Origin of the sequence: Neobacillus massiliamazoniensis, assembly GCF_001048695.1 — a bacterium.
Lineage (GTDB): Bacteria > Bacillota > Bacilli > Bacillales > Cytobacillaceae > Neobacillus > Neobacillus massiliamazoniensis.
In genome coordinates, this window is record NZ_CVRB01000002.1 from 293,597 (window position 1) to 307,364 (window position 13,768).

The following is a 13,768-nucleotide window of genomic DNA, read 5'->3' on the forward strand; positions in this document are numbered from 1 at the left end:
TTAAGGGGGCAATTTTATGAAAAAACATATTGTCTTACTTCCTGGTGATGGGATTGGTAAGGAAGTGATCAATTCCGCAAAAGATGTTTTAAGTGCCATTGCCGAAGAATACAATCTCACTTTTAGCTTCGAAACCCATGAAATCGGTGGGGCAGCCATTGACCTTTATGGAACTCCTCTGCCGGATACTACTTTAGAGGCATGTAAACAGGCGGATGCTGTTCTGCTTGGCGCTGTCGGTGGACCAAAATGGGATCAGAACCCTTCCCATTTACGCCCTGAGCGAGGCTTGCTCGGCATTCGCAAAGCTCTAGATTTATATGCAAACTTAAGGCCAATAAAAGGCTTTAAGAACCTACTCCACTCTTCTCCTCTTAAGGAAGAAGTGGTTTCCGGAAGCGACCTGCTGATTGTCCGTGAGCTAACCGGCGGTCTCTATTTTGGTACTCCGAGTGAACGCCGTGAAAACGGCCAGATAGTAGTAGATACTCTCTATTACTCTCGGAAAGAGATTGAAAGAATTGTAGACAAAGCTTTTCAGGCAGCCCGGCAGCGAAGAGGTCACCTCACATCTGTTGATAAAGCAAATGTCCTTGAATCCAGTAAGCTTTGGAGAGAAATTGTTGAAGAGAAAAAAGCGCAATATCCTGATGTGGTTGTGGAGCATGTATTAGTTGATGCCGCTGCAATGAAGCTGATTACGAACCCGTCTCAGTTTGATGTCATCGTTACGGAAAATATGTTTGGCGACATCTTAAGCGACGAAGCGTCTGTGTTAACCGGATCACTTGGAATGCTCCCATCTGCAAGTTTACGTGAAGACGGCGTTGGCCTTTATGAACCTGTTCATGGTTCCGCTCCCGACATTGCCGGTAAAGGAGTAGCAAATCCGGTTGCCATGATTTTATCAGCAGCCCTAATGCTAAGGTATTCGTTCCAATTAGATCAGGAGGCGAAAGTAATCGAAGATGCTGTCGAAGCCGTACTTGATTCAGGGTTCCATACCGCTGATCTGCAGGTTGCTGGTGGGCGCCGTGTCGGCACATTTGAAATGACAAAGCTGATTGTCGACTATATTAAAACGCAAAATGCTTCTAAGTGTATTATGAGTTGTTATGCTTAATAGATTGGGTTGTTTTTAAGTTTACTCGCGGGTCTTTGGAGTTTACTCGCCGGGATTTGAGGTTTACTCGCGGGTTTTTGAAGTTTACTCGCGAGTTCTTCAAATTTAGTCGCGACTTTTGGCTATTTACTCGCGAGTTTAATAATTTCGAATCCATTCTATATTCGGAGGAGGGAAAATGGTGCAAACACCAAAAAACATCGTTCAAAAAATTTGGGAACAGCATGTTGTCTATCAGGAAGAAGGCAAGCCGGATTTACTTTATATCGATTTGCACCTCGTTCATGAAGTGACCTCCCCTCAGGCTTTTGAGGGGTTACGTATGAATGGGCGCAAGGTTCGCCGCCCTGAACTAACCTTTGCAACAATGGACCATAATGTTCCTACTGTTGAACGTCATATTATCAAAGATCTAATTTCAAAAACGCAAATCGATACATTGAAAAAAAATTGTGATGAATTTGGGGTTCCGCTTGCTGATATTCATCACCCTGATAACGGAATTGTTCACGTAATCGGTCCTGAACTTGGCTTAACACAGCCTGGAAAAACAATCGTCTGTGGGGATAGTCATACCTCTACTCACGGGGCATTCGGTGCTCTCGCTTTTGGAATTGGTACAAGTGAAGTGGAGCATGTCCTCGCAACGCAAACACTTTGGCAGGCACCTCCAAAAACAATGAATATAAAAGTAAGCGGAAAGCTTGGAACAGGTGTAACCGCTAAGGACTTAATCCTCGCGATTATTGGGAAATTTGGCGTTCAGTTTGGAACAGGCTATGTCATCGAATATACTGGTGAAGCCATTCGTTCACTTTCAATGGAAGAACGAATGACCGTATGTAATATGTCCATTGAGGCTGGGGCAAGAGCCGGATTGATTACACCGGATGAAACGACCTTTGAATATTTACGAGGTAGACGACATGTCCCTAAAGGGGCTGCTTTTGAAGAAGCTGTTACAAAATGGCGCTCGCTTGCCACTGATGAAGGTTCCAGCTATGATTCAGTTGTTGAAATCAACGCTGAGGAGATTGAGCCTCAGGTTACGTGGGGAACAAACCCTGGAATGTGTCTTCCCATCAGTGCCTCCGTCCCTACCCCAGATGAAGCCATGAAAGAAAGTGAAAAGGATGAAATCAAACGAGCACTTGCTTACATGGGCCTAGAAGCCGGCCAGCCCATTTCTAATGTAAAAATTGACCATGTCTTTATTGGATCTTGTACGAACTCGAGATTGAGCGATCTTCGGAAAGCAGCTGAGGTTGTTCGTGGCCGGAAGGTGGACCCTTCGGTAAAGGCAATTGTCGTTCCCGGTTCATTTAGCGTTAAACTTGCCGCAGAAAAAGAAGGACTCGATCAAGTCTTTAAAGAGGCCGGATTCGAATGGCGCGAAGCAGGCTGCAGTATGTGCCTAGCAATGAACGATGACATTATTCCGTCGGGTGAACGCTGTGCTTCAACCTCAAACCGGAACTTTGAGGGCCGTCAAGGTAACGGTGCTCGTACCCATCTTGTCAGCCCAGAAATGGCAGCCGCCGCAGCAGTAGCAGGTCGTTTTGTTGATGTCCGCCAATTCACTGCCAAGGAGGTTGGGTAAAGGATGGAACCATTACGTATTCATAAAGGGTTTGTCTGCCCACTAAATAGAACGAATATCGACACAGACCAGATTATTCCGAAACAATTTTTGAAACGCATTGAGCGCACTGGTTTTGGCCAATTTCTTTTTTACCATTGGCGTTTTGACGACGACGGCAATCCACGTCCGGATTTTCCATTAAATGACCCAAAATATAAGGGTGCCTCCATTTTAGTGGCAGGTGAAAACTTTGGCTGCGGTTCATCTCGTGAACACGCTCCTTGGGCTGTTCAAGACTATGGCTTTAAAATCGTGATTGCCCCTAGTTTCGCTGATATTTTTAAAAATAATTGTGTAAAAAATGGCATTCTCCCTATTCAGATTTCTGATGAGCAAGTCCAAACCATTATGAAAAAAGCAGAGTCTAAAGACTATCAATTAACAGTGGACCTTGAAGAACAACTCGTTTATGATCACGAAGGCTTCGAGGTCGAATTTCAAATCGCACCTTATCCTAAACAGATGCTTCTCAATGGCTGGGATGAAATTGGAGTTACCTTAACTTACGAGGATAAAATTAAAGTGTATGAACTTGAACACAGTTAAAAAAATGAGTCTGGATTTTTCCAGGCTCATTTCTTTGACGGCTAATGTCCAATGATAAAAATTAAAAAACTGAGTGTCATCCACTCAGTTGTCTCTTTCTAGAACTCAGGTAATTGATCCAGATTATTTTCTTTAATACCGTCTGGCTCGCTGCGAATGATATCTCTTCCATATTTATGAAAGACATCCACATGAGCGAGTTTGCCGGCCTTTGCCTCATCTAATGCCGTTAAATAATCCAATTCACGTCCGCAACTGGTCCTAAAAGCAATAATATCACCGTCATCGTTTTTCTTAACGGCCACAATTTCCTCTTTTCCATCACTGTTTCCTGTACTGCCATCCACTTCAACTTGCTGCTTGTATTGATCATAAATTTTTTCAAAATCCTTCTGTTCCATCTCATTCACCTCCAACCATTTGTTAGTATTTTTCTTTTTTTTAAAATTAAGCTTAATTGTCAAAAACTTTTCAAATTAGCCCCTTGAAAATAGATTTCAGCCATATTTTTGAGTGTTATAATTTACCTGATTGGGGGGCAATCAAGTGGAACCGAATGAAAGTACAATCTGGTTTTATATTCGCGATCATCAACAACAAGGACCTATAGGTTTATTTGAATTAAATAAATTGTTTGAACACAGAGTCCTAACAGGTGAAACTTATATTTGGATGAAAGATATGGATTGTTGGCAAACGGCTAAGACTCTAGACCTTTTTCCAGATTCAATCACTACGCCAAATGAAGAAGTTCCAAGAAATTCTACCAGCGAATGGGAGGAAAGGAAAAAGGAGATCTATCCAACCGGAAGACCAATTATTCGATATTTGGCAAGACTCTTTGATTTGTCTTTATTTTCATTAATCCTTATTACATTAGTTTCTATTTTTAAGTCACAATTTATTATGGAATCTTCAGCTATTTTTATCTTTATGTTAAGTCTGATCCTCTATATTTTAGTGGAATCAGCGATATTAACAATATTCGGAAATACTTTAGGGAAGTCATTGTTGAATACTCACCTTAAAACCGTAGACGGCGAACGAATTCATTTTCTTACCGCCCTCAAGCGAAGCATTTTTGTAAGTGCTGCGGGAATGGGATTCGGTATTCCGATTATTAATTTCATTTGCTTCTGTTTTTCCTATTTTAATTTAAAAAAGAATGGAAATACGACATGGGATAAACAAATCGGGACGGTTGTGTTATATGGAGAGGTTGGTTTGGGGCGAATTCTGTTCGTAAGTCTTTTCCCAGTTTCCTTATTAATTGCAGGATTTATTATTCATTAAAAAAGCGATTTGAATCTATCTGATCCTACCGCTCAGATAGATTCGAATCGCTTAATATTATTTTATGGGAAAAGGCTGTAAGATTGTCCTGCTATTTTAAAATGCAACAGCGTCTCTGTAGATGTCAAAAATTATTTTTGACGTTTTCCTTCATTTTCAATTGGAATTTGATCGATTAGTCTTTCGGCAACTCTTCTATATAAATTACTCATATGAACAAGTGAGGAGATCATCAGAACCTGTTCAAGATACTCAGAATGCTCTTCTTTTATCTCCGAAATCTCTTCAGTTACCTCTCTTACCCTTTCATCAATGTCAACTTTGAAGTCGTCGACATTTTTAAGAGTGAGATTTAAATAACTTGAGTAAAAAGAGTCTAAGTCGATATCTTCCTTGATTATTCTTTTGTTAATCCCACTGAGCATTACATTAATATCATTGATGGATAGTGCTCCTTTTAACTGATAAATCATGCTGATTAAAATAAGATGCTCTTTTGAATATTTTTTGTTTTTTATAGGAAAAATGAGCTTTCCTTTCGCATAGTTGTTAATCATTGTTTTCGTTAAGATTTTTTCATCTTCATTTCGCTTTGTTTCAGCAAGTTTATTTTCAAACAATTGAATGACCTGGTCCATATATAAATCGATTTTCGGTATTTCTTCTAGTGTTAAACTAGTATCCAAACTAATCTGTTTCATAATTTGATTGATCGTTTTCATCGAATAACCCCGTTTTTATTTTTATTATATCAAAAAGAAATAAGCATTGACTACCTTTCATTTTGTTAGTATCATTATAAGTAGTTATCAATACTACATAAAGTGTAAGGAGGTCATAATATTGAATAATTACATGCGTGAGCCTATTAATGGATTAACCCATTTGGTGGGAGCTTTTTTATCATTTATCGGTCTTCTTGCGATGGTCATCAAAGCTTCGATGACGACTCCATCAGCACTTACCATTACAGCGGTGATTATTTTTGGAGTGAGTATGATCCTTTTATATTCTGCATCGGCAACCTATCACATGGTGATTGCTCGTGATAAGGTGATTGCATTTTTAAGGCGGCTCGACCACTCGATGATTTTTGTACTAATTGCCGGTACGTATACGCCTTTTTGCTTCATAAGTTTACACGGAAAAACTGGAGCAATTCTATTTTCGATTATCGCTTCTGTCGCCATTGCCGGAGTTGTTTTTAAAATGGTCTGGTTTAACTGCCCGCGCTGGATTTCTACGGCATTGTATATTGCTATGGGTTGGATGATTGTTTTCGTTTTCTCACCGCTTATGAGCAGTTTAAATTCTTGGGGATTGTTTTTGTTGATTCTTGGCGGGATTTTCTATACCGTTGGCGGGGTCATTTATGGGGCGAAACCCAAGTTTTTAAAATTTAATCATTGGGGCTTTCATGAAATTTTTCATATTTTCATCTTGCTTGGCAGCTTGGCACATTTCCTAAGTGTATTTCTTTACGTAATATGAGGAGATTAAACGCCTGTTGAAAAGGCGTTTTTTATTTTACTAAACATTTATTAATTGACTAAGACTATCATGTATAAGCTAAAAATAATTGAGGTGTCTAACTTGTTCCGTTTACTGTTTCAATTTATTGGTATTGGACTTTGTTCCATCCTTTTCGGTTTTGCCTTTAATGACTTTCTCATCCCACATAAATTAACTTCAGGCGGTGTTACCGGTATTGCTTTTTTCATCCACCATTTTTTAAATGTAAATACCGGTTGGATTGTTTTAATCATGAATATTCCTTTATTCATTTTAGGTTTAAAATATTTAGGAAAAAGATTTATTTCGTTAACGATATTCTCAGTTATCGTTTTATCTTTTAGTATGAAATTTATTCCAATCCATGCCATTAGTAATGATATTCTTCTCTCATCGATTATTGGCGGGGCACTTTACGGGATAGGAGTCGGTCTTATCATTCGAATGGGCGGCTCGACTGGTGGAACTGATATTGTAAGTCTCATTCTTTCTTCAAAAAAGAACCTACAAGTTGGCTTTTTGAATATTTGTATGAATCTTTTAGTTGTCGGCTTTTCAGGGCTGATTTTTGGATGGAATATCACCTTGTATACGATTATCGCTATTTATGTGGCTGGTCGAGCCGTTGATATGGTTTACACCACACAGACTAAATTGACGTTAACGATTGTAACAGATAAATATCAAGAACTTAGTGATGCCTTAATCCATTTACATGCTAGAGGAATCACCATAACAGATGCAGAAGGGGCATATACCCATAAGCCGAAAAAAGTTCTAACTACTGTCATTACAAAATTCGAACTAAACGAAACAAAACATACGATTAAAACGATTGACCCCCAAGCATTTGTCAACATTATGCAAACGTTAGAAGTGATGGGACGGTTTAGGAAGAACTAAGTACAGTGATACGAAGGTTTTTACGAATTACTTAATTCTACAACAAAGAGGGTGTCCTAGGACATCCTCTTCATTTTATCCACAGGGGTGTCAGGCACCCAAATGGATTAGTCTTCATCTTTAATATCCACATCTTCTGGAACTGGCTCATTCGCCAATTCCTCCACCAACTTTCTATATTTCTCAAGCTGTTCAAAATGTGTCTTGAACTGATCCTTGTAGATTAAAACTTCACCGTCACCGTCACGCAAAACTCGTATTTTTCCTTGTAAAATTAGACTCTCTACATATGGGACAGACACTGATAAATAATCAGCCGTTTCCTCTACTGTTAAATACATTTATTTCGTCACTCCTACTAGTATTTTTATAGTGCTAATTATAGCTTATTTTAGCAGGAGTTACTTATTTCTTCTTTTTGATACGGTGACCCCCAATAGGAGAGTATTTCTTAATTTTATAAACTTTATTGCAAGTACCATTTGATAAGAAATATTAGATTTACATACAAAAGTCGATTTCTCAAGAAGGTTTATATACATCTACAGATGGATTGTAATTAAATCAAAATCAACCTAAAAATGGATTTATTTTATTAATTTTTAATTTAAACTTTTCATTGAAAATTATAAAATTTAAAGTGAGGGAAAATCATGATTGACTATCTAATTATCATTATCATCATTAGTCTCCTAATGCTAAGAGAGAAACAAATAAGACCATCTAGAATGTGGATTACACCCGTTTTGTTAATTTTGTTAACCGTTTCAAATATCTTACATTCAGTTAATTTAACACTATTAAGTTTTATTATGTATTTCATTTGTTTAACGATTGGTTTGGGTTTAGGAGTGTGGCGAGGAAAACTTGAAAAAATTCGTGTTAACTCTGGTACAGGAATGGTGACCTCACAAAGCTCTATCGTTGGAATTATCCTTTTTATGGGGATTATACTTTTGCGTTTGATTGGAGGTTATTGGGGGAAAGAGTATGGTGTGATAGCATTAACTAATGCTCTTATTTTTATACCACTTGGTAGTATATGTGCACGTCGTTATATTATCTATTTGAGATACAAACAACTTAAGGGTGAGTGAAAAAAATAAAAATTAAACCTTTTTTTAAACAAATTATACAAAGAGCACCTAATCGAACATGGACTATTATTTTAAGTTTCATATTATTAAGCTTGTTAATAAAAAATATAAACGTCAATACCTTCCCCAAGGCAACACCTGTCATCCTTATCTTCACTATATATTTAGCAGTTTTTTGGTTACCTAATCATATATGGGACAATACAAAACGTATATTTGCTGTAGTAGGAATTTGGGCGTTAACAGCATTTTTCTGGATAGCATTTGGAGAGAGTCAGACATCAATTGTCCTAATGTCCTTTCTTATTGGATTTATTGCCTTTCGACTACCTCATAAAATATCCTTGATTTTAGCTGCTTCGGTAATTGCTGTGAACATGGTAATCTTTCTTATAATTGAACATAAGACTTTTAATGAAGTATATACCTATTCAATGGTTTATTTAGTGTTGTATGTACTTTTTTGGAGTACTCGAATAAAACGTGAAGCGAATGAAATGAGTGCTCGTCACTTAAAAGAATTAGAAGAAATTCATGTTAAATTAAAATCCACACATATTGAACTTCAACAAGCGCATAAAGAATTAGAAGAATCTACAGTTCAATCGTTACGATATGCAGTATTAGAAGAGCGAACTAGGATTGCAAGAGATATTCATGATAGTATTGGACACGGACTAACCTCCATCATTGTTCAATTACAAGCGTTACCTTATATGGTAAAAGCGGAATCTTCAAAAATGGATAATACTTTACAAACGGTATTGGATACAGCTCGTGATTGTTTGAAGGAAATTCGTTCTGTTGTACATCAAATGGTGATAGATGATGAAGGAATTGGTTTGATTGCTTTACAAAGTCTTATAAAACGAGTTCAGGAGCAAAGTGGACTAAAAGTCAAGCTTACTATTACTGAACAAACTCCCCAGTGGAAAACTGACATTTTTGAACTATTGTATCGAATTCTTCAAGAGGCATTGACTAATGTAATTCGGCATGCTGAAGCATCAGACGTTGAAGTTACTATTTCTGAGGAAACAGGGAATTTAATAATGACTATAATGGATAATGGTATAGTTACAGAAGATACCCAACTCTTACCTGGATTTGGTTTGTCAGGAATACAGGCACGGTGTCAAAGAGTGGGAGGTTCTTGTATAATGCAATCTCGTAAACCTCATGGATTAGCTTTAATTGTAAGGATACCACTTCATAGCATGCAATCGAAAGGTGAATCATTATGAAGAAAAATCTTATTCGAGTAGCAATTGCGGATGATCAACGGTTAATACGGCATGGATTAAGTTACATTATTAATGCTCAAGAGGATATGGAGATCGTAGGTGAGGCTGCAAATGGGCATGAGGCTGTTAATCTGATCAAGCGAACTGTTCCCGACGTTGTACTTATGGATGTTCAAATGCCAGAATGCAGTGGAATTGATGCAACACGTGAAATTTTGTCTATATATCCAAACATAAAAGTGGTCATACTTACAACCTTCGAGTTAGAAGAATATGTATATGATGGTATTCGTTCAGGAGCAGTTGGGTATTTACTCAAAGACGCAACACCAGATGAACTTATTGATGCCATTAGAGCTGCATATCGTGGAGAAGCCATTTTTCGTACGGCTATAGCTGCTAAAGTTATTGAAAAGGCTTTTAAACCAAAGGATCCAGCTTTCAATATTAAAATACCAAAAATACAGATGCTTGAAATGTTCACTGAGAGAGAGCTTGAAGTTCTCCAACAAATGGCTTATGGATGGCGAAACGAAGAAGTTGCCAATATACTGCATATTAGTGAAAGTACAGTTAAAACGCATGTTCATCGTATCTTACAGAAAATTGGTGCCGAGGATCGAACACAAGCTGTTGTATATGCAATTCGGAATGGGATTGTTTCGTAGTCAACTAGAATAGAAAGATGAAGGGGTAGCTCCAACATTTTGACGTAAAACCAACGCTAATACATTTTATCGAAAAGAAAAGACGATTTGCCCTACTCTAAGGGGGAAAATCGTCTTTTTAGAAGACTCTCTTTGTAAAATCCGTTATCTGCACCATAATGCTATGAATTTTTAATTACTAGGCTGTGTTAAACTTGGCTGTTGATTTGCGCTCCAGGCGCTTCGCTTTCCGCGGGCGTTCCGGGGAGCCTCCTCGTCGCTTAAGCGACTGCGGGGTCTCCCCTGCCCCGTACTCCCGCAGGAGTCTCGCGCCTTCCGCTCCAATCAACATAGTTTCAAAATCAACAATGCCCTTTAACACAGCCAATTACTAAAACAGAATAGGTTTTTTAAAACTAAATGTGTGACATAGCTTCTTTAATATAATTACTATTCCTCCCCATCTGAAGGCCCATTTCCCGAACCTTTATCGTCCAATCCCTGGCCTATGTTCAAGGAAGTTTTGGTAGGCAAATCCCCTAACCTCATCTTCAGAAAAATGCTTAAGCAAATCATTTATGAGATTTTGGCTTTTCGAGGAGTCTTCCAAATTAGTTATAAAAGATGAAATACCGTCAAAATCTGAACCAAAGCCTATCTGCTTTACACCGCCCAATGAACAGAAATGATCAATATGTTTCACTAAATCTGAAATGGTCGCTTTTCCTTCTTCTTTTACAAATGGAGGACAATAAACGACATGAATCAGCCCGCCTTTTTCAAACATCGCCGTCGCTTGTTCATCGGTTAAATTACGGCGATGATTGCAAAAAGCCTTCGCATTGGAATGGCTCGCTATCGGATATCGTGCAATGTCCATAACATCCCAAAATGCTCGTTCGCATAAATGTGACACGTCGGTCAGCACTCGATTTTCATTATTTAATTGAACGATTTCTTTCCCGAGAAGCGTAAGCCCCCCACCACGCGGCTCCCCCGCTCCATCAGCTGCAAGATTGGCATTGTTCCAGGTTAGCCCTACTGATCGCACACCAAGCTGATAAAGAATTCTTAGTTTTGCTAAATCATTGCCGATCGCATCGACTCCTTCAAGGGTTAACATTGCTCCGATTTGTCCCAGCTTTAACTGGTCAAAATCCGACCATTCCTTTATATGAATCATGTCAGGATTTTTTCCAAGCACTTCTTTGTAAAAATAATCAATTTGTTCAAGTGCCACCTGAAATTTTTGGTCAGAAGGAATGTCCGGCTCAATAAAGATCGCAAAGCTCTGAACCTTAACTTGCCCTTGCTGCAAGCGGGTTTTATTGCATTCAAGCTCTGGCGCATCGGCAAACCTTAGCTTCCCTTTTCCTTCCCAAAGTTTAAGCAATGCATCACAATGAAGGTCAATGATATTCATTTATTAAATACTCCTTTTTATAAAAAGAGCCAGGACATCCCCAGCTCTGTAAGATTATATTATTTTTCAGCAAGCATTTTTATTTTTGGAAGAACTTTATCCCAGATTCCTGCACTTGCATCTCGGTATATTTTTCCGTCAGTCATTACGGAAAAATCCCCTTGTAGTATATGTAGTGTTGTGACACCATGCTCCTCGGACAACTTGAAGGTGATCCCGTCTTCTTCTGACACGTCTAGTCTCGCCGAGCTTCTGACATCAAAAACAGTAAAACGAAGCAGTTTATTCATCTCTAATGCTGTCACATTTCCTTCGACTATGACAGTGCCGTCCTTGCCTTTCCAGTAAACTGGGCTGCCAAGCTCCCAGCTCGATTCTATGTGAAATTGCGGCCCGCCGCTCGAAAACTCAAGCGCCCACTCATCGGTATTTTTACGCTTGGTTATTGCATCCCACACACTAGAAACTGGAGCATTGATTTCAATTGTTTTATCGACAAAAAGCTTTTCCATCGTACACCTCCAAATTGTATTATTTTCATTATACTCTATGGAATTTTCCCTCACAAATATTCATTCATTAGGTTAAAATAGCTCTTTTAACAAATAAACAGGTTAATAGTTCATCTATCCTACGATTTATTACAATGGTTTCTTTTTGGCTGTATTAAACTTGCCTGTTGATTTGCGCTCCAGGCGCTTCGCTTTCCGCGGGCGTTCCGGGGAGCCTCCTCGGCGCGCTTAAGCGCCTGTGGGGTCTCCCCTGCCCCGTACTCCCGCAGGACGTTGAATTAGCATCCTTGAATCAACATCGCACGAAGGAAATGCGATAGCATTTTCGAGGATCTCGCGCCTTCCGCTCCAATCAACATAGCTTCAAAAATCAACAATGACCTTTAACACAGCCTTCTTTTTTAATAGACATTAATATCAATTTACTCGCGAGATTTTCTGGTTTACTCGCCAACCTACAAAAAATAAAAAATCCCTCTCACCTTAATGAGAAGGAATTTTTTTATTGCGAAAGATAACATGTTCAAGCAATAAGCATAAAATCAAGCCGACAAGAAGACCATTTGCTACGATGTTTCGAAGCCATGGAGCTACACTTTCAAAGGCGGTGGCCGGCAGGAACATTATGCCGATACCTACCATTAAGGAAAGACCAATCACCAATAAATTCCTTGAGGATGGTTCTTGGCCCATCAAATCGCGAATGCCAAACCCGAGCATTTGTGAAAAAGGAATAAATAAGGAAGCATAGGCAACCTCCAATGGGAGAGTTGAGAAAAATTCGCTAATATAAGGGAAAAAGCTAATCACGATAATGAGGATAGCACCAATTACCAACGGACGCTTTTCTTTTATACCCGTTGTGGTGATAAATCCACTCGAAACGGATAGAGGCACAACGCCGACAACGGAGAATAGTCCGGATACTAGTAAGCCGAGACCATTACCTAAAATACCTTTTTGATATTGTTTAAGCTGAATTTCTTTTTCAAGGGCAATTCCCACCACTAAAATGCTGGCAATGACATTGGAAATTAAGACAATGGATGTAATGATCGAAGTTAATACAATTCCAATATCAAATTGTGGGGCACCCCAGCTGAAAAGCTTTGGAATCGTAAACCAAGTGGGCGGAACATATGTCTTTTCTGTATGGATTAAACCGAAGAAATGGAACAAACTCCAACCGACAACAATACCGATTAGCGGCCCCATGCTTTTCCAGATCCCCTTTGTTTTCAGTGAGAAGAGTAAAATAATCAGAACCTCCACGAGACAAATTCCGATAATTTTTCCGTCTAAGTGATTTGTCTCGGTAACGCCCAGCATACTATTAAAAAATGAGCCACTCATTTGACTAACTAGCAGAATTAAATACACACCAGTCACAATCGGGGTAAATAGATCTCGGATTTTTTCAATAATCGGCAGGCAACCTAAGATTGCTAAAAATAAACCTGCGATGAGGAGACCCATTTCTAATTGTTGCAGCACAAGTCCTCTACTCCCAGGCGCACTCATCGTGCCAAGCAAAACAAAGATGGCCCACCACATGCCGGCTGCGCCCTCAACAACTGGTAGGCGATGGCCGATGAATATTTGAAATATAGTGGCTGCACCACTTACGAACAGCATGCGCTGCATAAAGGTGGAAATGTCAGCAGGTGACATATGAAAGGCAGCTCCGACCACAACAGGAACTGCAATGATATTGGTAAGCATAAACACAGCCCACTGAATGCCTTGCACACCTGATAAAAAGCTATTTCTTTTATTCGTTAATTCATTCATTTTTGAACCCCCTTTGTTAAAAACTTACTTAACAA

15 protein-coding genes are annotated in these 13,768 nt (G+C 38.9%); 9 read left to right on the forward strand and 6 right to left on the reverse strand.

The genetic code is table 11. The annotated features are described in order from the left end of the window. Positions 1-16: 16 nt before the first annotated feature. The 3 genes from leuB (at position 17) to leuD (ending at position 3,311) form a co-directional block, all read left to right on the forward strand. Positions 17-1,123: a 3-isopropylmalate dehydrogenase gene (gene leuB / locus BN1082_RS09345; protein WP_090633650.1), complete on the forward strand. Its 1,107-nt coding sequence runs from the start codon at positions 17-19 to the stop codon at positions 1,121-1,123. A gap of 178 nt (positions 1,124-1,301) precedes the next feature. Next, on the forward strand, positions 1,302-2,723 hold the full coding sequence (gene leuC, locus BN1082_RS09350) for a 3-isopropylmalate dehydratase large subunit (protein WP_425412139.1): 1,422 nt from the start codon (positions 1,302-1,304) through the stop codon (positions 2,721-2,723). Positions 2,724-2,726: 3 nt separating this feature from the next. Further along, positions 2,727-3,311 carry a 3-isopropylmalate dehydratase small subunit gene (gene leuD, locus BN1082_RS09355; RefSeq protein ID WP_090633654.1) on the forward strand — a complete coding sequence of 195 codons (585 nt, stop codon included), beginning with the start codon at positions 2,727-2,729 and terminating at the stop codon, positions 3,309-3,311. A gap of 98 nt (positions 3,312-3,409) precedes the next feature. Here the strand turns inward: leuD and BN1082_RS09360 are convergent, their stop codons facing one another. After that, positions 3,410-3,712 carry a DUF3892 domain-containing protein gene (locus BN1082_RS09360; RefSeq protein WP_090633656.1) on the reverse strand — a complete coding sequence of 101 codons (303 nt, stop codon included), beginning with the start codon at positions 3,710-3,712 and terminating at the stop codon, positions 3,410-3,412. A 145-nt stretch (positions 3,713-3,857) separates the two neighbouring features. Here BN1082_RS09360 and BN1082_RS09365 point away from each other — a divergent pair, with 145 nt between their 5' ends. Then, positions 3,858-4,604 carry an RDD family protein gene (locus BN1082_RS09365; RefSeq protein ID WP_176699721.1) on the forward strand — a complete coding sequence of 249 codons (747 nt, stop codon included), beginning with the start codon at positions 3,858-3,860 and terminating at the stop codon, positions 4,602-4,604. Between the two features lie 131 nt (positions 4,605-4,735). Here the strand turns inward: BN1082_RS09365 and BN1082_RS09370 are convergent, their stop codons facing one another. Then, positions 4,736-5,326: a DUF1836 domain-containing protein gene (locus BN1082_RS09370; RefSeq protein WP_090633660.1), complete on the reverse strand. Its 591-nt coding sequence runs from the start codon at positions 5,324-5,326 to the stop codon at positions 4,736-4,738. A 121-nt stretch (positions 5,327-5,447) separates the two neighbouring features. Between BN1082_RS09370 and trhA the strand changes: the two genes are divergently transcribed. Further along, entirely contained in the window at positions 5,448-6,095 is a 648-nt protein-coding gene (gene trhA / locus BN1082_RS09375; RefSeq protein WP_090633663.1) for a PAQR family membrane homeostasis protein TrhA, read from the forward strand. 54 nt (positions 6,096-6,149) lie between these two features. Further along, positions 6,150-7,019, forward strand: a complete 870-nt coding sequence (locus BN1082_RS09380) for a YitT family protein (RefSeq protein WP_176699722.1) — start codon at positions 6,150-6,152, stop codon at positions 7,017-7,019. A 107-nt stretch (positions 7,020-7,126) separates the two neighbouring features. Here the strand turns inward: BN1082_RS09380 and BN1082_RS09385 are convergent, their stop codons facing one another. Then, complete coding sequence (locus BN1082_RS09385; protein WP_090633667.1) at positions 7,127-7,360, reverse strand: excisionase family DNA-binding protein; 234 nt, start codon at positions 7,358-7,360, stop codon at positions 7,127-7,129. 312 nt (positions 7,361-7,672) lie between these two features. Between BN1082_RS09385 and BN1082_RS09390 the strand changes: the two genes are divergently transcribed. Genes BN1082_RS09390 through BN1082_RS09400 form a run of 3 tightly spaced genes read left to right on the forward strand, consistent with a single transcriptional unit; the run spans position 7,673 to position 10,028 of the window. Further along, on the forward strand, positions 7,673-8,116 hold the full coding sequence (locus BN1082_RS09390; RefSeq protein ID WP_090633669.1) for a DUF1453 family protein: 444 nt from the start codon (positions 7,673-7,675) through the stop codon (positions 8,114-8,116). After that, positions 8,113-9,360 (forward strand): sensor histidine kinase, encoded by a 1,248-nt coding sequence (locus BN1082_RS09395; RefSeq protein ID WP_090633671.1) that lies wholly within the window; start codon positions 8,113-8,115, stop codon positions 9,358-9,360. Before BN1082_RS09390 ends, BN1082_RS09395 begins: the two co-directional genes overlap by 4 nt. Next, the gene (locus BN1082_RS09400; protein ID WP_090633672.1) at positions 9,357-10,028 is read left to right on the forward strand and encodes a response regulator transcription factor; all 672 of its coding nucleotides are present in this window, start codon (positions 9,357-9,359) and stop codon (positions 10,026-10,028) included. Before BN1082_RS09395 ends, BN1082_RS09400 begins: the two co-directional genes overlap by 4 nt. Before the next feature lie 466 nt (positions 10,029-10,494). Here BN1082_RS09400 and BN1082_RS09405 read toward each other — a convergent pair whose 3' ends face one another. From BN1082_RS09405 to BN1082_RS09415, 3 genes are all read right to left on the reverse strand, one after another. Next, positions 10,495-11,430 carry a dipeptidase gene (locus BN1082_RS09405; RefSeq protein WP_090633674.1) on the reverse strand — a complete coding sequence of 312 codons (936 nt, stop codon included), beginning with the start codon at positions 11,428-11,430 and terminating at the stop codon, positions 10,495-10,497. 59 nt (positions 11,431-11,489) lie between these two features. After that, the gene (locus tag BN1082_RS09410; protein ID WP_090633675.1) at positions 11,490-11,942 is read right to left on the reverse strand and encodes an SRPBCC family protein; all 453 of its coding nucleotides are present in this window, start codon (positions 11,940-11,942) and stop codon (positions 11,490-11,492) included. Positions 11,943-12,425: 483 nt separating this feature from the next. Beyond that, positions 12,426-13,733: a purine/pyrimidine permease gene (locus tag BN1082_RS09415; RefSeq protein WP_090633677.1), complete on the reverse strand. Its 1,308-nt coding sequence runs from the start codon at positions 13,731-13,733 to the stop codon at positions 12,426-12,428. Positions 13,734-13,768: the final 35 nt, after the last annotated feature.